At 69.4% G+C, this 19,200-nt stretch carries 19 protein-coding genes; 6 read left to right on the forward strand and 13 right to left on the reverse strand.

Annotated features, from left to right (window positions below; genetic code table 11):
- Nucleotides 1–131: 131 nt before the first annotated feature.
- Nucleotides 132–1,484: a chromosomal replication initiator protein DnaA gene (gene dnaA / locus ISP17_RS00550; RefSeq protein ID WP_404629562.1), complete on the reverse strand. Its 1,353-nt coding sequence runs from the start codon at nt 1,482–1,484 to the stop codon at nt 132–134.
- A gap of 200 nt (nt 1,485–1,684) precedes the next feature.
- Between dnaA and rpmH the strand changes: the two genes are divergently transcribed.
- The 4 genes from rpmH (at nt 1,685) to mnmE (ending at nt 5,391) form a co-directional block, all read left to right on the forward strand.
- Nucleotides 1,685–1,819, forward strand: a complete 135-nt coding sequence (rpmH, locus tag ISP17_RS00555; protein WP_008211413.1) for a 50S ribosomal protein L34 — start codon at nt 1,685–1,687, stop codon at nt 1,817–1,819.
- A 14-nt stretch (nt 1,820–1,833) separates the two neighbouring features.
- Complete coding sequence (gene rnpA, locus ISP17_RS00560; RefSeq protein WP_404629563.1) at nt 1,834–2,214, forward strand: ribonuclease P protein component; 381 nt, start codon at nt 1,834–1,836, stop codon at nt 2,212–2,214.
- A 61-nt stretch (nt 2,215–2,275) separates the two neighbouring features.
- On the forward strand, nt 2,276–3,991 hold the full coding sequence (gene yidC, locus ISP17_RS00565) for a membrane protein insertase YidC (RefSeq protein ID WP_404629564.1): 1,716 nt from the start codon (nt 2,276–2,278) through the stop codon (nt 3,989–3,991).
- 53 nt (nt 3,992–4,044) lie between these two features.
- Nucleotides 4,045–5,391: a tRNA uridine-5-carboxymethylaminomethyl(34) synthesis GTPase MnmE gene (gene mnmE, locus ISP17_RS00570; RefSeq protein WP_404629565.1), complete on the forward strand. Its 1,347-nt coding sequence runs from the start codon at nt 4,045–4,047 to the stop codon at nt 5,389–5,391.
- Here mnmE and rbsK read toward each other — a convergent pair whose 3' ends face one another.
- The 10 genes from rbsK to ISP17_RS00620 all read right to left on the reverse strand — a co-directional run bounded on the left by rbsK (nt 5,392) and on the right by ISP17_RS00620 (nt 14,071).
- The gene (gene rbsK / locus ISP17_RS00575; RefSeq protein ID WP_404629566.1) at nt 5,392–6,285 is read right to left on the reverse strand and encodes a ribokinase; all 894 of its coding nucleotides are present in this window, start codon (nt 6,283–6,285) and stop codon (nt 5,392–5,394) included.
- Nucleotides 6,286–6,549: 264 nt separating this feature from the next.
- Nucleotides 6,550–7,164, reverse strand: a complete 615-nt coding sequence (locus tag ISP17_RS00580; RefSeq protein WP_404629567.1) for a hypothetical protein — start codon at nt 7,162–7,164, stop codon at nt 6,550–6,552.
- 36 nt (nt 7,165–7,200) lie between these two features.
- Entirely contained in the window at nt 7,201–8,535 is a 1,335-nt protein-coding gene (hslU, locus tag ISP17_RS00585; protein WP_404629568.1) for an ATP-dependent protease ATPase subunit HslU, read from the reverse strand.
- Between the two features lie 132 nt (nt 8,536–8,667).
- Nucleotides 8,668–9,201 (reverse strand): ATP-dependent protease subunit HslV, encoded by a 534-nt coding sequence (hslV, locus tag ISP17_RS00590; RefSeq protein ID WP_404629569.1) that lies wholly within the window; start codon nt 9,199–9,201, stop codon nt 8,668–8,670.
- Nucleotides 9,202–9,285: 84 nt separating this feature from the next.
- Nucleotides 9,286–10,377 (reverse strand): glycosyltransferase family 9 protein, encoded by a 1,092-nt coding sequence (locus ISP17_RS00595; protein WP_404629570.1) that lies wholly within the window; start codon nt 10,375–10,377, stop codon nt 9,286–9,288.
- A gap of 149 nt (nt 10,378–10,526) precedes the next feature.
- Nucleotides 10,527–11,429, reverse strand: a complete 903-nt coding sequence (gene xerC, locus ISP17_RS00600) for a tyrosine recombinase XerC (protein ID WP_404629571.1) — start codon at nt 11,427–11,429, stop codon at nt 10,527–10,529.
- Nucleotides 11,430–11,439: 10 nt separating this feature from the next.
- Nucleotides 11,440–12,123 carry a DUF484 family protein gene (locus ISP17_RS00605; RefSeq protein WP_404629572.1) on the reverse strand — a complete coding sequence of 228 codons (684 nt, stop codon included), beginning with the start codon at nt 12,121–12,123 and terminating at the stop codon, nt 11,440–11,442.
- 86 nt (nt 12,124–12,209) lie between these two features.
- Nucleotides 12,210–13,043, reverse strand: a complete 834-nt coding sequence (gene dapF / locus ISP17_RS00610) for a diaminopimelate epimerase (protein ID WP_404629573.1) — start codon at nt 13,041–13,043, stop codon at nt 12,210–12,212.
- A gap of 13 nt (nt 13,044–13,056) precedes the next feature.
- Nucleotides 13,057–13,230, reverse strand: a complete 174-nt coding sequence (lptM, locus tag ISP17_RS00615) for an LPS translocon maturation chaperone LptM (RefSeq protein ID WP_404629574.1) — start codon at nt 13,228–13,230, stop codon at nt 13,057–13,059.
- 61 nt (nt 13,231–13,291) lie between these two features.
- Entirely contained in the window at nt 13,292–14,071 is a 780-nt protein-coding gene (locus ISP17_RS00620; protein ID WP_404629575.1) for an SEL1-like repeat protein, read from the reverse strand.
- A 102-nt stretch (nt 14,072–14,173) separates the two neighbouring features.
- Between ISP17_RS00620 and ISP17_RS00625 the strand changes: the two genes are divergently transcribed.
- Nucleotides 14,174–14,860 carry a hypothetical protein gene (locus ISP17_RS00625; protein WP_404629576.1) on the forward strand — a complete coding sequence of 229 codons (687 nt, stop codon included), beginning with the start codon at nt 14,174–14,176 and terminating at the stop codon, nt 14,858–14,860.
- Nucleotides 14,861–14,867: 7 nt separating this feature from the next.
- On the opposite strand, the gene ISP17_RS00630 is transcribed toward ISP17_RS00625, so the two are convergent.
- Entirely contained in the window at nt 14,868–15,407 is a 540-nt protein-coding gene (locus ISP17_RS00630; protein WP_404629577.1) for a GNAT family N-acetyltransferase, read from the reverse strand.
- Nucleotides 15,408–15,625: 218 nt separating this feature from the next.
- Here ISP17_RS00630 and ISP17_RS00635 point away from each other — a divergent pair, with 218 nt between their 5' ends.
- Complete coding sequence (locus tag ISP17_RS00635; RefSeq protein WP_404629578.1) at nt 15,626–17,110, forward strand: RimK family protein; 1,485 nt, start codon at nt 15,626–15,628, stop codon at nt 17,108–17,110.
- Between the two features lie 6 nt (nt 17,111–17,116).
- Here the strand turns inward: ISP17_RS00635 and ISP17_RS00640 are convergent, their stop codons facing one another.
- A complete protein-coding gene (locus ISP17_RS00640; protein ID WP_404629579.1) occupies nt 17,117–19,150 on the reverse strand; it encodes a putative bifunctional diguanylate cyclase/phosphodiesterase in 2,034 nt (677 codons plus the stop codon).
- Nucleotides 19,151–19,200: the final 50 nt, after the last annotated feature.

A 19,200-nucleotide genomic window follows, 5' to 3' on the forward strand; every position in this document is an offset into this window, starting at 1 on the left:
TTGGCTGTGCCTGGCGCACTGGGCTGACTGTGCGTCAATTGTGGATAAATTTTGGTGCCAAAGCATCCCCCTCTTATCCACAGCTTCCAACTGCGCTTATCAAGAACTTGTGGTGCGAATGCGCTACGGACTCAACCGGTAAGGGTCCGGATCAGCTGTTCCCAGTCCTGGCGCATGCGAGCATCGGTCTCGCTGAGCTTCTTGATGGTGCGGCAGGCGTGCAGCACCGTAGTGTGGTCGCGCCCCCCGAAGGCCTCGCCGATCTCCGGCAGGCTGTGTTCGGTCAGCTCCTTGGACAACGCCATCGCCATCTGTCGGGGCCGGGCCAGCGAGCGCACGCGCCGCTTCGACAGCAGGTCCTGCAGGCGCACGTTGAAATATTCGCCCACGATCTTCTGGATGTTGGGAATCGTCACAGCCTGCGCATGGGTGGCCAGCAGGTCGCGCAGCGTCTCCTCGGCGAAGTCGGTGGTGATCGGCCGGCGGAAGAAGTTCGCCTTGGCCGCCAGCGTGTTGAGCGCACCCTCGAGATCGCGCACGTTGGAACGGATGCGCTTGGCCAGCAGCATCGCCACGCTCTCGCTCACGTCCACGCCCTTGTCGTGCGCCTTGGACAACAGGATCGCCGCGCGGGTCTCGAAATCCGGCGGCTCGATCGCCACCGACAGGCCCCAGCCCAGGCGCGACTTCAGCCGCGGCTCCAGCTTGTCCACTTCCTTCGGATAGCGGTCGCAGGTGAGGATGATCTGCTGCTTGGATTCGAACAACGCGTTGAAGGTATGGAAGAACTCCTCCTGCGTGGTGTCCTTGCCGGCAAAGAACTGGATGTCGTCGATCAGCAGCGCGTCGACCGAGCGGAAGCGCTGCTTGAACTGGTCCATGCTCTTGGCGCGCAGTGCCTCGATCATCGAGCCGACGAACTGTTCCGAGCGCAGGTACAGCACCTTGAAGTCCGGATTGCGCTCGCGCATCAGGTTGCCGGCGGCGTGCATCAGGTGGGTCTTGCCCAGGCCGGTGCCGCCGTAAAGCAGCAACGGGTTGTAGGCGCGCCCGGGATTGGTCGCCACCTGCATCGCCGCCGCCTTGCCCAGCTGGTTGGACTTGCCCTCGACGAAAGTTTCGAAGGTGTAATGCGGATCGAGGTTGTGGCTGAAGTTCGCGGCGGCCTGTGCGGGAGCGGCGCCACCAGCCGCCGGCCGTGCCGCCGAGGGTGCGCTTGCAGGTCGGTTCGGGGCCGGGCGCGGCGCGCTCGAACCCACCTCCAGCCGCACCGTGAGGGCATGCCCGGTCAGCTGCAGCAGCACGCTCTCGATCAGCGGGAGATAGCGGTCGCGAACCGTATCCAGCGTATAGGGATTGGGCGCAAACAGCTGCAGCCCCGTGTTCTCATCACGGGCCTGCAGGGGCATCAACCAGGTGTGCAATTCCTCGGCGCCAAGCTCGCCGTCCAGACGCTCCAGACAGCGCCGCCAAAGATCACTCATGAATGCTTTTCAACCACGGCTGGGGCGCTTTCGCGCGGGGTGGGCCGGCAAGTCTAGCAGTACCGTCCACCGGGTTTGGCACCTTTATCCACACCCCTGTCCACAGGTGGATTGCCGCCTCGCGGCCGCAACAATTGACAGCGGACCGCTCCGTTCCGCATACTTTTCAACCTTTTTCTCAACTTACTCAGGAGGAAGCCATGAAGCGGACCTTCCAGCCCAGCAAGCTCAAGCGCGCCCGCACCCACGGCTTTCGTGCCCGCATGGCCACGGCCGACGGTCGCAAGATCCTCAACGCGCGCCGCGCCAAGGGTCGCAAGCGCCTGATCCCGTAAGCGGCGCGCAGATCATGCGTGCCACCGGCTTGCCGCGCGAGGCGCGGCTGTGCCGCGCCGGTGACTTCGCCGCCTTGCGTCAAGCCAGCGGCCGCTTCGGCGGCCGCTGTTTTTCTGTGCGCTATCGCCAGAACGAGCTGGGCCACGCCCGCATGGGTCTGGCCATCTCCAAGCGCGTGTCCAAGCGCGCCGTCGAGCGCAACCGCATCAAGCGGTTGGCGCGCGAGTCGTTTCGACGCATTCGCCACGACCTGCCCGCCGTCGATCTGGTGCTGATGGCTCGCGAACAGGCTGCCGGCCTGCCCGGTGCGGAGCTGCTCGCCGAGCTCGATGCCCTGTGGCGCAAGCTTGCGCCGTTGAAGCGCGATCCCTCCGCCGGCACAATCGAGCGTTGACCTTCTTCTTTCTCGTCCTTTCGCTGCGCGTCGGCGCGGTGACCACCGGATCTGCCCCGCGATGAATCAAACGCGCACCTTCCTCCTTTTCGCCCTGGTTGCCGTGGCGTACCTGTTGTGGAACGCCTGGGAGAAAGACTACGGTCCGCAGCCGCCGGTGCCGGCCGCCGCGGCCGTTGCCGGCGCCACGTCCACGGCAGCGGATACCAGCGTGCCGGGCGCCAGCGCGCCGGCGCCGGCCATTCCGTCAAGTGCGGCTGGCGCCCCCCAGCCCGGCCAGCTGATCAGCGTGACCACCGATGTGCTGCGCCTGACCATCGACACGCGCGGCGGGAGCCTGGTGCGCTCGGAGCTGCTGAACTACCCGGTGACGCCGCGCACCAGGAAGAACCCGAATCCCGCGCCGATCCGCCTGCTCGACGACAGCGCCACGCACTTCTTCGCCGCGCAGGACGGCCTGATCAGCGCCACCGGCGCCGCGCCCGACCACCGCGCGCTGTTCCAGGCCGGCGCCACCAGCTACACGCTCGACAAGGGCCAGGACGCGCTGAACGTCGACCTCAGCTGGACCGACCCGTCCGGCGTGCGCGTGACCAAGCGCTACACCGTGCATCGCGGCAGCTATGTGGTGGACCTCTCGCAGCAGATCGACAACGGCAGCGCCAAGCCGTGGACCGGCAACGCCTACCGCCAGCTGCAGCGCGTGGTGCCGCCGCCGCCGGTGCACAACAATTTCCTGGAGAAGTTCTCCGACCAGTCGCGCTACAGCTTCTTCGGCGTGGCCTGGTACAGCCCGGAAAAGAAATTCGACAAACTGCCCTTCGACAAATTCGAGAAGGAGCCGCTGAACCTCGCCATCACCGGCGGCTGGACTGCGATGGAGCAGCACTATTTCGTCACCGCGTGGCTGCCGCCGGCGAACGAGGCGGACACTTTCTCCACCGCCGTGATCAAGGACCAGGACGGCCCGCGTTACCTGATCCGCGACATGGGCCCGGCCATCACCGTGGCGCCTGGCCAGCTGGGGACCACGACGGCGCGGCTCTACGTGGGACCGAAGCTGCGCGAGCAGCTGGCCGCCATCGCGCCGGGGCTGGAGCTCACGCTCGACTACGGCATGTTCTCGATCGTCGCCAGCCCGCTGCACTGGATCCTCAACCAGCTGCACAAGTTCTCCGGCAACTGGGGCTTCGCGATCATCCTGCTGGTGCTGCTGATCAACGTGGCGATCTACAAGCTCAGCGAGGCGCAGTACGTCTCCGCCGCGCGCATGCGCAAGCTCAAGCCGCGGATGGACGCGCTCAAGGAGCGCTACGGCGACGACAAGCAGAAGATGCAGCAGGCGATGATGGAGCTGTACAAGAAGGAGAAGATCAACCCGGTCGCCGGCTGCCTGCCGGTGCTGATCACGATCCCGATCTTCTTCGCCCTGTACACCGTGCTGCGCGAGAGCGTCGAGCTGCGCCAGGCACCGTTCATCGGCTGGATCCACGACCTGTCGGCCGCCGATCCCTACTTCGTGCTGCCGGCGCTCTATGTGCTGGTGATGCTGGCCACGCAGTGGATGATGCCGCAGCAGCCGGGGATGGACCCCACCCAGGCGAAGATGATGAAGTTCATGCCGCTGATGTTCGCGGTGATGTTCGCCTTCTTCCCGGCCGGCCTGGTGGTCTACTACATCGTCAACGGCCTGTGCCGCCTGGCCCAGCAGTGGTGGGTGACCCGCCGCATCGATCGCGCCGAGGCCGCCAAGGGCCAGGCGATCGCCAAGAGCTGATCGACACGTGCGCCCGCCGCCCCCGGTGGCGGGCTGCCAGGGAGTGATGACGCGTGAGTGATGCCGCGCCCGTCGACACCATCGCCGCCATCGCCACCGCTGCCGGTGCGGCCGGGGTCGGCGTGGTGCGCATCTCGGGTCCGGCCGTCCCGGCGATCGCGCGCAAGCTGCTCGGCCGCGCGCCGTTGCCGCGCCACGCGCACTTCCTGGCCTGGCGCGATCGCGCCGGCGAACTGATCGATCGCGGCCTGCTGCTGCACTTCCCCGCGCCGGCGTCCTACACCGGCGAACACGTGCTCGAACTGCAGGGCCACGGCAGCCCGGTGCTGCTCGATGCGCTGCTGCAGCGCGTGTGCGAACTGGGCGCGCGGCTGGCTCGGCCGGGCGAGTTCACCGAACGCGCCTTCCTCAACGGCAAGCTGGACCTGGCCCAGGCCGAGGCGGTCGCCGACCTGATCGCGGCGCGCTCGCAGGTGGCGGCGCGCGCCGCGCTGCAGTCGATGGAAGGCGTGTTTTCCCGCCGCGTGCAGCACCTGCTCGATGCGCTCATCGCGCTGCGCGTGCACATCGAGGCGGCGATCGATTTTCCCGAGGAGGAAATTGACTTCCTTGCCGATCCCGCCATCGCCCAACAGATGCACGCCTTGTGCGACGAGCATGCCCGTCTGCTGCAGGAAGCCGAGCGCGGCGTGCGCCTGAGCGACGGTTTGCGCGTGGCAATCATCGGCCGGCCGAATGCGGGCAAGTCCAGCCTGCTCAACGCGCTGGCCGGCCGCGATCGCGCCATCGTCACGCCGATCGCCGGCACCACGCGCGACGTGCTGCGCGAGAGCGTGCAACTCGACGGCGTCACGCTGGAGCTGGCCGACACCGCGGGCCTGCGCGATACCGATGACGAAGTCGAGCGCGAAGGCGTGCGCCGCGCGCAGCAGGAGCTGGCGCAGGCCGACGTGGCGTTGCTGGTGACCGAGCAGGCGCACCGGTTGGAGGACCAGACCCTGCTGTCGTCGCTGCCACCCGAGGTAAACCGTCTCGTGGTGATCAACAAGATCGACCGCGACGGTCGGCCTCCCGTCGATCCCACGAAAGACGACACCACACTGTGGCTCTCCGCCCGCAACGGCGAGGGCCTTGATGCCCTGCGCATGCGGTTGCGCGAGCTGGCCGCGGCCGGTGCCGGCGAAGGTGCCTTCAGCGCGCGGCGGCGGCACGTGCTGGCGCTGCGGCGGGTCGGCGAGCATCTGGATCAAGCCGCAGCCGTGCTGGCCGCGACCCGCGCCGGCGAACTCGCTGCCGAGGAGCTGCGTCAGGCCCAGCACGCGCTGGGCGAGATCACCGGCGCCTACACCAGCGACGACCTGCTCGGCGCGATCTTCGGCTCGTTCTGCATTGGCAAGTGATCAGGGCGCCCGCGCGAGCAGCGCATCGACATCGGCGGCACGCGGCATACCGCCCTGCGCGCCGAGTTGGGTCACCGACAGCGCGGCCGCGGCGCAGGCCTTGCGCACCGCCTGCGCCAAACCTTCGCGCAGATAGACCGCCAGCGCGCCGTTGAAGGTGTCGCCGGCTCCCGTGGTGTCGATCACGGTGACCTGGAAGCCCGGCTGGTGCTGCGCCTCGGCATGCTCGCGATACCACGCACCCTCGTCGCCGCGGGTCAGCACCACCGGACACGGTGCACGTTCCATCAGTGCGCGGAAATCCTCGTCCGCCGCACCGCCAAGCACGGTGGCCAGCTCGTGCTGGTTCGGGGTGAGGTAGCTGACCAGCGCCAGCCATGCGTGCGGCAGTCGCTGTGCCGGGGCGGGGTTGAGGATCACCGGCACGCCCAGCCGATGGCCCAGCCGCACCGTGGCCTCCACCGACTCCAGCGGAATTTCCATCTGCACCAGCACCGCATCGGCGCGCTCGATCAGGGGGCGCGCCGCTTCCACCTGCGCCGGCGTGACGTGCGCATTGGCTGCGGGTACCACGATGATCTGGTTGTCGCCCTCGGCCACGGTGATCGAGGCGGTGCCGCTGCCGACATCGTCCCGGGTCGCCACGTGGGCGAGATCGATACCTTCGGCCGCCAGCCCGCGCTTCAGCTCGGCACCGAAGGCGTCGTTGCCGACGGCGCCGACCAGCGCCACCTCGGCGCCCAGTCGCGCTGCGGCCACGGCCTGGTTGGCACCCTTGCCACCGGGCACGGTGAGGAAGCGCTCGCCGAGCAAGGTCTCGCCCGCGCCCGGAAAACGCGGCGCCACGGTGACCAGGTCCATGTTGATGCTGCCGACGACGACGATGCGGGCCATGCCGCCTCCCGAAGAATGCGTGGGCCGAGGAGCATACGCGATGCATCTTCGCTGGGCCGCCTCGATCCACGCTGTCGGTCCCGCCGACGCAAGCCGATGGGGCCACGGCAGGTACGCGTCATGGCGGGGATTTCGAATGAAGAAGGAGCGCATCGACGACAGCTGTACCTGGCCCCGCGTGCGATGTGCGTGCTGGCCGGGAGCGCCCAACAAAAAGCCCACCGTTGAGGTGGGCTCTTCGATCGAACGATCGGGGTGCGCTGCCTATTGCGCGCGTCCCACGCCCGAGTCGCCCTGCTCCAGCGGCGGCGGCGTACCGGCCACGGCCAGCAGCGACTGCGCGTAGCCGTCTTCCAGGCTGATGGTGGACACCTCATCCCACGAGAAGAACGACGCCTCGCGCAGCCATTCGGCGTCGGGCGTGATCTCCTGCATGTTGAAGCCGTCCTCTTCCACGCCGAGCAGGCGCCCGACGTAGCAGACCTCGGCTTCTTCCTCGCTGTCCACGTGCACGCCGATCACCGGCGCGAGCTGGCCGGCCGCCTGCACCACTTCGCGGATGCCGTCCAGCGGGAAGCCGCGCGGCACCCGCGGCAGGATGCCCTTCAGCGCCAGCGCCTTCTCCATGAAGACGTGGTGCGTGTCGGGGGCTTCCAGTTCGGTGATATCGCGGTGCCGCATGATGTACATGCCGTCGTAGGTGACGGCGTCGCCGATCACCCACAGCAAGAAAAACTCCCGCCCGACGCCGCCCACGTAACCGCAGAAGCTGCCGTGCTCCAGCTCGCCGCGCCACAACCGGATCAGCTGATGCTTCTGCTGCGCTTCGCGCAACTGGGCACGCTGGCCGGTGATTTTCAGTTCGATGACCTTGCCCATGGCGCTTATTTTATCAGACGGGGTCCGCCGGCTTGTTTAGAGGATGTAGCGGCTCAGATCCTGGTCCTGCACCAGTTCGCCCAGCGTTTTATCTACAAATTCGCCGTCGATCAGGTATTTTTCGCCGCTTTTATCCGCGGCCTCGTATGAAATGCCTTCCAGCAGGCGTTCCATCACGGTGTGCAGGCGGCGCGCGCCGATGTTCTCGGTGCGCTCGTTGACCTGGAACGCCACCTCGGCCAGCCGGTCGATGCCGGACTCGGTGAATTCGATGGTCACGCCCTCGGTGGCGAGCAGGGCGACGTACTGCTTGGTCAGCGCGTTGTTCGGCTCGCGCAGGATGCGCTTGAAGTCGTCCACGCTCAGCGCCGACAGCTCCACCCGGATCGGCAGGCGGCCCTGCAGCTCCGGGATCAGGTCCGACGGGCGCGCCAGCGAGAACGCGCCCGAAGCGATGAACAGCATGTGGTCGGTCTTGATCGGTCCGTACTTGGTCGACACGGTGGAGCCTTCCACCAGCGGCAGCAGGTCGCGCTGCACGCCTTCGCGGCTGATCCCGGCGTGGCCGTGGTCGGCGCGCTGGGCCACCTTGTCGATCTCGTCGATGAAGACGATGCCGTGCTGCTCGGCGGCGAACACCGCCTGGCTGCGCACCTCCTCGTCGTTGAGCAGCTTGCCGGCCTCCTCGTCGATCAGCAGCGGGCGCGCCGCCTTGATCGGCAGCTTGCGCGTCTGCGTCTTGCCGCCGCCGAGGTTCTGGAACATCTGGCGCAGCTGGGCGCCCATCTCCTCCATGCCGGGCGGCGACATGATCTCCACGCCCACGTTCATCGCCGTCTCCAGCTCGATCTCGCGCTCGTCCAGCGCGCCCTCGCGCAACTGCTTGCGCAGCTTCTGGCGGGTATCGCTGTCGCTCGTCGGCGCCGGATCGTGGCTCCAGTCGGCCGGCGCCTGCCGGCGTGGCAGCAGGGCGTCGAGGATGCGGTCCTCGGCGCGATCCTCGGCCTGCGTGCGCACGCGCTTGACTGCCTGCTCGCGGGTCAGCTTGTAGGCCACGTCGGCGAGGTCGCGGATGATCGATTCGACGTCCTTGCCGACGTAGCCGACCTCGGTGAACTTGGTTGCCTCCACCTTCACGAACGGCGCGTTGGCGAGCGTGGCCAGGCGACGGGCGATCTCGGTCTTGCCCACGCCGGTGGGGCCGATCATCAGGATGTTCTTGGGTGTCACCTCGTTGCGCAGCGCCGGCTCCAGCTGCATGCGCCGCCAGCGGCTGCGCAGCGCCACGGCGACGGCCCGCTTGGCGTCGTGCTGGCCGATGATGTAACGGTCGAGTTCGTTGACGATTTCGCGTGGGGTCAGTTCGGACATGGATCTCACCGGCAGAGTCGGATGGGCCGTGCGTCATCCCGGCGATCGCCGGGACCCAGTACCTTCGACAGCCGAAGGCCCTGGCTTCCGGCCCTGCCGGAATGACGCTCGAAGAGCGCGGGCGCGATGCGCCTACAGCTCCTCGATCGTGGTGTTGTGGTTGGTGTAGATGCAGATGTCGCCAGCGATCTTCAGCGCCTTCTCGACGATGCTGCGCGCATCGAGGTCCGAGTTTTCCAGCAACGCCATCGCGGCGGACTGCGCATACGGGCCACCGGAACCGATCGCGATCAGGCCGTGCTCGGGTTCGAGCACGTCGCCGTTGCCGGAGATCAGCAGCGAGGCGTCCTTGTCGGCCACCGCGAGCATCGCCTCGAGCTTTCCGTAGCGGCGGTCGGTACGCCAGTCCTTGGCCATCTCCACCGCCGCGCGGGTGAGATTGCCGCCGTGCTTGTCCAGCTTCTGCTCGAACAGTTCGAACAGCGTGAACGCATCGGCGGTAGCACCGGCGAAGCCGGCCAGCACGTCGCCCTTGCCGAGGCGACGGATCTTGCGCGCGTTGGCCTTCATCACCGTGTTGCCCAGGGTGACCTGGCCGTCGCCGCCGATCACGACCTTGCCGTGGCGGCGCACCGAGACGATGGTGGTGGCGTGGAACGATTCCATGGGGATTCCGCTCAGGGGCACGAACCGCCTGAGTGGGGTTGCGCGGCAGCGATTGCAAGCGCGCGACGGGCGCCGCGCGTGAGCTCAGCGCAGTGCGGCGGCCGTCGTAGGCAGCGCGCCGAGGAAGGCGATCGCCGCCCCGGCCGCGACGGTCGGCGCGGCGTTGTCGTCCACCGCCACGGCCGCATCGTGCGGGCCATACGGCCGGTAGCGCGCGAGGTTGGGTCGGGTGAACAGGCCCAGCGTGGGCGTGCCGGTAGCGCAGGCCAGGTGCATCACGCCGCAGTCGGCGCTGATGTAGGCGTCACAGGCAGCGATCAGTGCCGCCATGCGGCGCACGTCGCTGGAATAGAACGCGGGGAAGCGGCCGTCGAGCTGCGATTTTCCATCCGCCGCCACCATCTCGATCACCCGCAGGGCCGGGTCGTGCGCGGCCAGCGTTTCGATGAATTCCTGCCACCAGCGACCGGGCAACCGTTTGCTGCCGGTGGCGTTGGGAAAGATCGCCACCACCCGCGCGCGTCGCGGCGCGTCGGCCGGGGTGCCGAGCAGGTCGGCCAGCGTCGCCGCGCCGTCGCGGCACTCGTTCTCGCGCAGCGGGATGCGCAGGCGCGGCGGGGCGATCGCCGCCCCTTCCGGTACACCCAGCGCACAGCGCAATGCATGCACCGCATCCAGCGCGAAATGTCCGCACGACCGCGCCCAGGCGTCGCGCCAGGCGGGGTCTGCCCGCTCCAGTTCGCGCGCGCCAGCCGGCGGCGCGAGCCACTGCCGCGCACCGCTCCACTGCGTCAGCCAGCGGCCCGAGCGGGAGCCGCGCACGCAGTCGATCGCCAGGTCGTAGCGGCTGTTCCGCAGGTTGTGCAGCAGGCGCAGCAGGCGCAGCGGATGATGGCCGGGGCGGCGCGTCAGCTGATGGATGCGGCGCACCTGGCGGAAGCCGGCGAACACCTCGCCGGCCGCTTCGCAGCCGGTCACCACGTCCACTTCGGCGCCGGGGAAATGCCGTTCCAGTTCGCTCAGCAATGCGGTGATCAGCAAGGTGTTGCCCAGCCGGTGGTTCGGCCTGAGCACCAGGATGCGGTGCACGCCACGCGCCGACAGCCCGCCGATCGTCGTCACCCGACCGTCCACCGTCGCGTGCGGCAACGCCAATGCGCCGGGCGTGGTGAGCATGCTTTGTGGTGAAACGGGCGCTGCCATGGAATTGCCGTACGGACTGCGGAGTGCGCCGAGTCTGGGCGGGGCCGGCTTTCATGCCGCTTACGCCGTGCTCCGTGCGGCGATTCGCCGCCGGCGCCCAGCCGCCTCGCGCCCGGTCGCGGCTACTTGCGTCGCGCGCGCGGATGGGCCGCGTCGTACACCTTCGCCAGGTGCTGGAAATCCAGGTGGGTGTAGATCTGCGTGGTGGCGATGTCGGCGTGACCGAGCAGTTCCTGCACGGCGCGCAGGTCGCCGGAGGATTCCAGCATGTGGCTGGCGAAGGTGTGTCGCAAAAGGTGCGGATGGATGCGCTTGGCGCTGCCGTGTGCCAGTGCCAGCGTCTTCAGGCGCGCCTGCACGGTGCGCGGGCTGATCGATGCACCGCCGCGGCCGCGAAACACCGGGCTCTGCGGTGCCATGCCTTCGGCCACGCCCAGCGCGCGCAGGGCGTTCACCGCGTGGCGGCCCACCGGCACGATGCGGGTCTTGCTGCCCTTGCCCAGCACGCGCACCTCGCCGCCGTCCAGATCCAGGTCCTGCCAGTGCAGCCCGGTGAGTTCGGACAGGCGCAGCCCGGATGAATAGAACAGCTCCAGCATGGCCCGATCGCGCACGGCCAGGGCGCCCTCGCCGCCGCCTTCGATGAGGCTGGCCGCCTCGTCGACGTCCAGCACCTGCGGCAGCTTGCGATGCACCTTCGGCCCGCGCACGCCGAGCGCGGGATCGTGCGTCAGCAAGCCTTCGCGGCTCAGGTGGCGGAACAGGCTGCGGCAGGACGACAGCAGGCGCTGCAGGCTCTTCGGCGCCAGCCCGGCGCGGTGTTCGGCAGCGATGAAGCGACGCAGGTGATGCGGGTCCAGCGCTTCGAAGCCGGCCAGCTGCTGCGCCTGCATGTAGCGCAGCAGCTTGTCCAGGTCGCGGCGGTAACCGGCCAGCGTGTGCGGCGAGGCCTGCCGTTCGCTGCCCAGTCGGGTCAGCCAGGCGTCGAGCTGTGCCTGCGCGTTGTCCGGCGTGGCAGCGGCCACGGCCGTTCGCTCAGCCGACGTCGCGCGCGCGCATCAGCGCGGCGGTGATGGTGGCGGCGATCATCTTCAGGAACAGCGTGCCCATGCCGGGCTGGAAGTGGTCCGCGTCGCTGGAGCCGATCGCCAGCAGGCCGAGTTCGCCCAGCGGCATCACCGCGGCCGAGCGCACCGCGGCCGCGTGCATGCCGAACAAACGCTGCAGCCGCTCGGCAGACAGGCGTCCGGCGATCGGCTCGTGATGGGCGAGGAAATCGGCGAACTCCGGCAGCCCCGTTCGGCCGTCCGGCACCTGCAGCAGCCAGTCGGCCGGGGGCAGCGTGGCCGGTCCGAACAGCACCAGCCGCACTTGCTCGGTGTGGAAGTCGGCGCTGAGCTTGGCGATCACGCTGCGCGCGGTGACCTCCGGCGTGTTCGCGCGCAGCAGCGCCACGGTGAGCTCGTGCACGCGCTTCATCAGCCGCTCGTTCTCGGCGGCGATGGCGATGAGTTCGGCCAGCCGGGTCTCCAGATCGGCGTTCTTGTCGCGCAGGCTCTGCAGCTGGTACACCGCCAGCGAGGCCGCGGCGCCCTGTTCGCGCGGCATCGTCAGCTGCGCGGCGAGCTCGGGGTAGTCGGCCAGGAAGGCGGGGTGCCGACGCAGGTAGGCCGCCACCTGCTCGGGCTGCAGCGTCTGCTCGGTCGCGGTGTCGGTCATGCGGGCGGATCCTTCAACACGTCGGGCCGCCAGGACGGCGGCACCGGCCGAGTGTGCGGCCTGCGCGCGCTTACATCAACGCCGGCTCAGCCCAGCCACTCGCCCTCGAACACGAACGCCGCCGGGCCGCGCATCCACAAGGTCTGGCCGGCGCCCGGCCAGCGGATTTCCAGCGTGCCGCCAGGCAGGTCCACCCGCACGCGCTCATCCACCGCGTCGCGCCGTCGCAGCACTGCCATCGCGGCGCAAGCGCCGGTGCCGCAGGCCAGCGTCCAGCCGGCGCCGCGCTCGTGTACGCGCAGGCGCAGATGGTCGCGCGCCAGCAGCTCGACGAAGCCGGCATTGGCGCCCTGCGGAAAGCGTGCGTGCGCGGTCAGTGCCGGTCCCAGCGTGGCCAGCGCCGGCGCGTCAGCCGAGGGGACCTCCACCACCGCGTGCGGATTGCCCATCGACACCGCGCCGATCTGCAGCGGGTGTCCGTCGACCTCGATCGCGTAGACCTCGGCTTGCGCCTCGGCGATGAACGGCACGCGCGCCGGGTCGAACACCGGCTCGCCCATGTCCACGGTCACCTCGCCGCCTTCCTCCAGCCGCACCGCAACCGGGCCGGACGGGCTTTCCAGCCGCACCAACGCGCCCACCGCCAGCGCGCCGGCCCGATGCAGCCATGCCGCCACGCAGCGGGCACCGTTGCCGCACTGCCCCGATGGCGATCCGTCGGCGTTCCAGATGCCGTAATAGAACGCACACGACGGATCGCGCGGCGGTTCGATCGAGAGCAGCTGGTCGAAGCCGATGCCGGTGCGTCGATCGGCCATGGCGCGGATCGTCGCGGCATCCAGGGCCAGCGGCGCGGCGCGACCATCGACCACGACGAAGTCGTTGCCGATGCCGTGCATCTTGCTGAAGCGCTGTGTCACGGCGGAACGCGGCTTACGGCTGGACCGACGGCGCCGCGGCGGTCGCTGCCGGTGCCGGCGCGCTGGCTGGCGCGGCCGGTGCCTGCGGCTGGGCCGCCGGCAGCACCAGCGGGCCCTTGTTGCCGCAGCCGGCGAGCGCGGCACAGGCGATGGAAACGATCAGCATCACGGCAAGCAGGCGGCGCATGGCGAGGTCCTCGTCGAACAGGCGGCGAGTATAGCCGCCGACCTCCCGCGCCGATGAGGCGCTAGCGTCCTGCCGCGCTCGCCGCCGGCGCGGGATGCCCGGGCTGCAGCGCACCGATCGTCACCGTGCCTTGGTACTGCGCGTCGCGTGTCTGGAAGTACAGCTTCGGATCCCACTGCTCCTCGGCATACATGTCGCTGCTGCCGCAGCCCGCCCCGCGCAGACCCACCTTGGCGGCGCGCAGGCAGCCGGCGCCGGCCGTGCCCGAGGGTCCGACCGCCACGTGGTCGACGCCGGAATCGAACCCGGTGTGCGAGCCGGTGATCTGGCTGCGGTAGTAGCGCAGCTCGGCGATCATCCGCGGCTTGGCATGCGCGTCGTCGTAGGTCGCCGCCAGCGTGTCGCGCTCCGCGATGGCCTGCGTGCGCTGTGTCTGCGAAAGCGTGTTCCAGATGCCATCGCGCGTCGCCGCGAAGCGCGGATAGCCGCGCTCGGCCGAGAGCGCCGTCCACGCCCACGCTTTCACCGGATCGCGCTTGACGCCCTGGCCCTGCAGGTACATCAGGCCAATGCTGAGCTGGGACACCTTGTCCGCGTAACGCGCCCCGATGGTGAACAGTCGCATCGCCTTCGCGTAGTCGCCGCTCGCATACGCGGCCATGCCCTGGTACTGGCCGAACTGGTCAGGATGGCCCCAGGTGCTGGCGTCGCGCATGCCGTCGATGAGGGCGCGCACGTCGCGGTCTTCCGGTCCGCCGACGGGCGCGGCCTGCGCGTGCAGCGAGGTGGCACCCATGAGGGCGAGCGCGCCGGCCAGGGCAAGAACGAGGGAGCGATGCATGGCGAACCTCCTTGGTCGCGTGGAGCATCGGCTAACCTTACGCGGCGTTACGTCCCGTCGTCCCCTGCCGCCCGTCATGCGGCCATCTGTCCGGAGAACCCCGTGAACTGGGAGCATCTGCTTGCCCTGCCCGCCACCGTGATCCTGCTGGGCGCGGGCGTATTGGTGCTGGTTGCGCTGGTCACCGCGGCCGGCGGCCGGCGGCACTGGCGTGAGCGGCGGCGCGTGCGTGGCTCGCTGTCGGCGTTACTGGCCGTGATCTGGCTGCTGCTGGCGGTGCTGTCAGCGGGGCTGGGCCTGAGCCTGCGCGGCTACCGTCGGCTGGCCAGCGAGATGCCGGTGGTGACGGTGGATGCGCGCATCCTCTCGCCGCAGCGCTGGGCGCTCACGCTGACCTGGCCCGACGGCAGTACGCGGTCGGTCGCGCTGGCCGGTGACGCGTTTCGCATCGAGGCGATCGTGCTGAAGTGGAAGCTGCCCACGCTGCTTGCCGGCGTGCCGCCGCTGTACCGGCTCGACCGACTGGACGGGCGCTACGACGATCCCGCGCAGGAAAGCGAAGCGCCGCGCACCGTGATCGATTTCCGCGAGGCCGGCGGCTGGGATCTGCTCGCGCTGCGTCAGCACTACCCGACGTGGCTGCCCTCGGTGGACACGGTGTACGGCAGCGGTGCCTTCCTGCCGCTGGTCGACCAGGGGCATTACACGGTGAGCCTGATGCGCACCGGCGCACTGGTCGCGCGCCCCGACGAGGCCACCGCGCAGCGCTTGGACGAAGCGCTGCGCTGACGACGGCTCAGTCGAGCCGCTTGCCGTAACGCCAGGCGTCGGCACCGTCTTCATAGAAGCGCTCCAGGCGGCCCAGCCGGCGATAACCGAGGCGCTCGTACAGGCGGATCGCGCTGGCGTTGTCGAGGCGCACTTCCAGCCGCAGTTCGCGGCAGCCGCGCTGGCGCGCTGCCTGTTCCACCGTGGCCAGCAGCGCCGAGCCCACACCCTTGCCGCGTGCCTCCGGCCGGCTGGCCAGCGAATACAGCCGTGCGACGCGGCTGCCCTTGCGATAGAACACCACCGCGGTGCCGAGAAAGCGCCGGTGATTGGCGCTGGCCACCAGCACGCTGGCGCTGTCGCTGTCGAGATGGCGGCGGTACTGCGCCCGGCTCATGCGGTCGCTGTCGAAGGTGGCGTCTTCCAGGGCGACCAGGTCGTCGAGGTCGGACAGCTCGGCACGACGCACGCGCACCGCCGCGGTGGCGGGTGCGTGCGCAACGGATGAGGCGGCGGTGTGGGTGGCTTTCAGGGCGGTGGATTCCGGCGGCAGGGGCGGGCGGAGCATGCGACGCCGGGTGGCCGGCGGGCGTGACGAGCGCGGCACTGTAGTGCAGCGCCCGGCCCGGTGCACCTCTGGCCTGGACTTGCGCCGGCGCGGTTTACTCGCGCTTCAGTGCCGCCGCTTGTGCACCGCAACGGCTATGCGACACTGCGCGCCTTGCGCCGCGCCACCTCCGTGAGTTCCTGCGACGACGCACTCCTCTTGCGCGCATCGAAGGTGTCATGACCCGTCTGGTCATCGTTGTCGAAAAGGCCTCCGACTGGGGCTCCTACTATCCCTCCGTCGACGTGATGAGCGCGATGGACTACCTGCGCGAGCCGATCGGCAACGACGACGAGCGCACCCACGTCATCAACCTGTGCCGCAGCTACAAGTACCTGGGCACCGGCTATTACGTGTCGCTGCTGGCCGAGGCGCGCGGGCACCGCGTGATGCCCTCGGTGCGCACCATCAACGACCTGCGTCGTCGCTCGCTGTACGGCCTGGACATCGACGACCTCAACCAGAAGCTCACCCACTTCCTGCCGGCCGGCGGCCGCGACACCACCGACTTCGGCATCCTGGTGTACTTCGGCGAGACCGCCTACCCGGCGCTGCAGGACCTCACGCACCAGGTGTTCGAGATGTTTCCCTGCCCGCTGCTGCGCATCGAGTTCGAGCGCGAGCGCGTGTGGCAAGTCGCCTCGATCAAGCCGGTCGGCCTGCACACGCTGGATGACGCGCAGGAAGACGCCTTCGCCGCCGAGCTGGATCGCTTCTCCAAGAAGCTCTGGCGCAAGCCGCGCGCGCGCAAGCGCTACCGCTACGACATCGCGATGCTGGTCGACCCGAACGAGCAGATGCCGCCGTCGAACAAGAAGGCGCTGAAGTCCTTCGTCGAGGCGGGCAAGGAGCTCGGCATCGAGGTCGATCCGATCGGCAAGAACGACTACCAGCGGCTGGCCGAGTACGACGGCCTGTTCATCCGCGAGACCACCGCCAGCGACAACCACACCTACCGCTTCGCCCACCGGGCGGAGAAGGAAGGCATGGTGGTGATCGACGACCCGGCCTCGATCCTGCGTTGCACCAACAAGATCTTCCTCAACGACCTGATGGTCTCGCGCAAGCTCGCCGTGCCGCGCACGGAGATCCTCTACCGCGAGAACACCAAGAGTCTGAAGGAAGTCGGCGAGAAGCTCGGCTTCCCGATCGTGCTCAAGATTCCCGACGGCTCGTTCTCGCGCGGCGTGGTCAAGGTGGAGAATGCCGCCGCGCTGGAGAAGGCGGCCGGCGAGCTGTTCCAGCACAGCGCGCTGCTGCTGGCGCAGGAATTTCTCTACACCGAGTTCGACTGGCGCATCGGCGTGCTCAACCGCGAGCCGCTGTACGCATGCAAGTACTACATGTCGCGCGGCCACTGGCAGATCTACAACCACGGCGCCAAGGGCACGGCCAAGTCCGGCGGCTTCGAGACGATTCCGGTGCGCGATGCCCCGAGCGACGTGGTGAAGCTCGCATTGAAGGCCACCAACGCGGTCGGCGACGGCCTGTACGGCGTGGACCTCAAGCAGGTCCACGGCAAGCCGGTGGTGATCGAGGTGAACGACAACCCGTCGATCGACGCCGGCGTGGAAGATGTCTACCTCGGCGAGGACCTGTACCTGCGCGTGATGCAGGAGTTCCTGCGCCGGATGGAACACAAGCGGCTCGGCATCGGCCGCTGAGTCCGCTCAGCCGTCGAGCGTGGGCGCGGCGCAGCGTTCGCGCAGCATCGCGGCCACCCGCTCCGCATCGAGCGGACGTCCGAACAGGAAACCCTGGCCGGTGTCGCAGCCGGCCCGCTGCAGCCAGCGCGCCTGCTCCTCGGTCTCCACGCCTTCGGCGATGGTGTGCAGGCGCAGCTTGCGCGCCAGCGCGATGATCGCCTCGGCGATCTCGCGATCATGGTGCGAGCGGCGCGCGCCGTGCACGAACGACTGGTCGATCTTGATCGCCCGCGCCGGCAGCTGGCGCAGGTGGCTGAGGCTGGAGAAGCCGGTGCCGAAGTCGTCGATGGCGATGCGAAAGCCCAGCGTGTCCAGCGTGCGCAGCTGGCCCAGCGTGGTGTGCACGTCGGTCATCGCGGCCGTCTCGGTGATCTCGAACTCGATCGCGTCGCGATCCAGCCCCGCCTCGCCCAGCGTGCGCAGCAGCGACGGCACGAACTGCGCGCCCTGCACCTCCTGCATCGACAGGTTGATCGCCACCGGCACCAGCGGCAGTCCCTGCGCGCGCCACTGGGCGATCTGCCCGGCCACCTCGCGCACCACCGTCTCGCCGAGCCGGGCGATCAGCCCGCAATCCTCGGCCAGCGGGATGAACACCGACGGCGGCAGCGCGCCCCGGGTGGGATGCGCCCAGCGCGCCAGCGCCTCCAGACCCACCAGTTCGCGCGTGCGCAGGTCTACCTTCGGCTGGTAGCAGACGCGAATCTCGCCGCGGCCCAGCCCTTCGCGCAACTCGGTGGACAGCGCCAGCCGCTCGCTGGCCTGCTCGATCATCCTCGGCTCGTAGAAACAGAAGCCGGCCTTGCCGCGCTGCTTGGCCGCGTACATCGCGATGTCGGCGTGGCGCAGCAGTTCGGCCGGGTCGTCGCCGTCGCCGGGGAACATCGCCACGCCGATGCTGGGGGTGGCGGTCACCTTCTGCCCGGCCACCAGCACCGGCGCGCTGACCCGGGCGAGGATCTTGTCGCAGATCGCACTCAGGTTGCCGCGGCTGCGGTAGCGCTCCAGCACCACCACGAATTCGTCGCCGCCGAAGCGCGCCACGGTGTCGCGCGGGCGCACGCTGTCGCGCAGCGCGTCGGCCACGCAGCGCAGGAACGCGTCGCCGGCCTCGTGGCCGAGCGTGTCGTTGATCGACTTGAAACCGTCCAGGTCGATGAACATCACCGCGACCTCGAACGCCTCGCGACGCGCGTTCGGCAGCAGCTCCTGCAGCTGGGCCAGCACCTTAGCGCGGTTGGGCAGCGCGGTGAGCACGTCGTGGAACGCCTGGTGCACCAGCGCCTGGCGCGCGGCCTCCAGCTCGCCGCGGATCTGCGCCGCCTGGCGTGCCAGCTCGCGCTGCGCGCGCAGCACCACCGCAGCCAGCAGCAGGACCAGGGCGGAAATCACGAAGGCCGCCGCGGCCGGCGCCGTCGCGACGTTTCTGCCGAGTAGCTGCGCCGCCGCGGCATCGCGCGCCATCGCCACGCCCACGCAAGGCACCGCGACCACGGTCAGGCCCAGCACGGCGGCCGACAACCACGCGCGCCAGCGCGTCGGCACCTGCCCGCGCAGCGCGAGCGCCAGCCAGGCGCCGACGATCGCGCAGAGCAGCATGCTGGCGAGGTCGGGGATGATCGCGCCGCCGTCCAGCGACAGGTCCAGCCGGCTGGCGAACGCCAGGCCGCCGCCGAGCGTGATGCCGGCCAGTGCGGTCGCCAGCGCGGGCCGCCGCGGACGTTCCATCAGCCAGAGCGCGGCCGCGGTGGCCAGCCAGGTGGTGCCGAAGGCGGCCGCGTCGCGCAAGCCGTCCAGTCCGCTGGAGGCCGCCAAGCCGAGCTGCCGCGTCGCCCACACGCCGACCGCCAGCACCGCCGCGCCGAAGCCCAGCCACAGCGCCGGCACGGCGCCGCGCGTGCGGGTGACGCGGCCGATCACGTCCAGCGCCAGGTAGGCATGCAAGGTGGCGAGCGCGCTCAGCAGCGCGAGCAACCAGAGGTTGTCAGGGTGTGCCATGCGGCCCCGTGCAAAGGCCTGCTGCCGCGAGGGGCGAGGCACTGGAAGAC

This window comes from Dyella ginsengisoli (assembly GCF_044904665.1).
Classification (GTDB): domain Bacteria; phylum Pseudomonadota; class Gammaproteobacteria; order Xanthomonadales; family Rhodanobacteraceae; genus Dyella_A; species Dyella_A ginsengisoli.

Excerpts from the sequence above, each read along its gene's own strand:
- dnaA (WP_404629562.1), bottom strand. The coding sequence starts at position 1,484 with ATGAGTGATCTTTGGCGGCGCTGTCTGGAGCGTCTGGACGGCGAGCTT.
- rpmH (WP_008211413.1), top strand. The coding sequence starts at position 1,685 with ATGAAGCGGACCTTCCAGCCCAGCAAGCTCAAGCGCGCCCGCACCCAC.
- rnpA (WP_404629563.1), top strand. The coding sequence starts at position 1,834 with ATGCGTGCCACCGGCTTGCCGCGCGAGGCGCGGCTGTGCCGCGCCGGT.
- yidC (WP_404629564.1), top strand. The coding sequence starts at position 2,276 with ATGAATCAAACGCGCACCTTCCTCCTTTTCGCCCTGGTTGCCGTGGCG.
- rbsK (WP_404629566.1), bottom strand. The coding sequence starts at position 6,285 with ATGGCCCGCATCGTCGTCGTCGGCAGCATCAACATGGACCTGGTCACC.
- ISP17_RS00580 (WP_404629567.1), bottom strand. The coding sequence starts at position 7,164 with ATGGGCAAGGTCATCGAACTGAAAATCACCGGCCAGCGTGCCCAGTTG.
- hslU (WP_404629568.1), bottom strand. The coding sequence starts at position 8,535 with ATGTCCGAACTGACCCCACGCGAAATCGTCAACGAACTCGACCGTTAC.
- hslV (WP_404629569.1), bottom strand. The coding sequence starts at position 9,201 with ATGGAATCGTTCCACGCCACCACCATCGTCTCGGTGCGCCGCCACGGC.
- ISP17_RS00595 (WP_404629570.1), bottom strand. The coding sequence starts at position 10,377 with ATGCTCACCACGCCCGGCGCATTGGCGTTGCCGCACGCGACGGTGGAC.
- ISP17_RS00605 (WP_404629572.1), bottom strand. The coding sequence starts at position 12,123 with ATGACCGACACCGCGACCGAGCAGACGCTGCAGCCCGAGCAGGTGGCG.
- lptM (WP_404629574.1), bottom strand. The coding sequence starts at position 13,230 with ATGCGCCGCCTGCTTGCCGTGATGCTGATCGTTTCCATCGCCTGTGCC.
- ISP17_RS00620 (WP_404629575.1), bottom strand. The coding sequence starts at position 14,071 with ATGCATCGCTCCCTCGTTCTTGCCCTGGCCGGCGCGCTCGCCCTCATG.
- ISP17_RS00630 (WP_404629577.1), bottom strand. The coding sequence starts at position 15,407 with ATGCTCCGCCCGCCCCTGCCGCCGGAATCCACCGCCCTGAAAGCCACC.
- ISP17_RS00635 (WP_404629578.1), top strand. The coding sequence starts at position 15,626 with ATGACCCGTCTGGTCATCGTTGTCGAAAAGGCCTCCGACTGGGGCTCC.
- ISP17_RS00640 (WP_404629579.1), bottom strand. The coding sequence starts at position 19,150 with ATGGCACACCCTGACAACCTCTGGTTGCTCGCGCTGCTGAGCGCGCTC.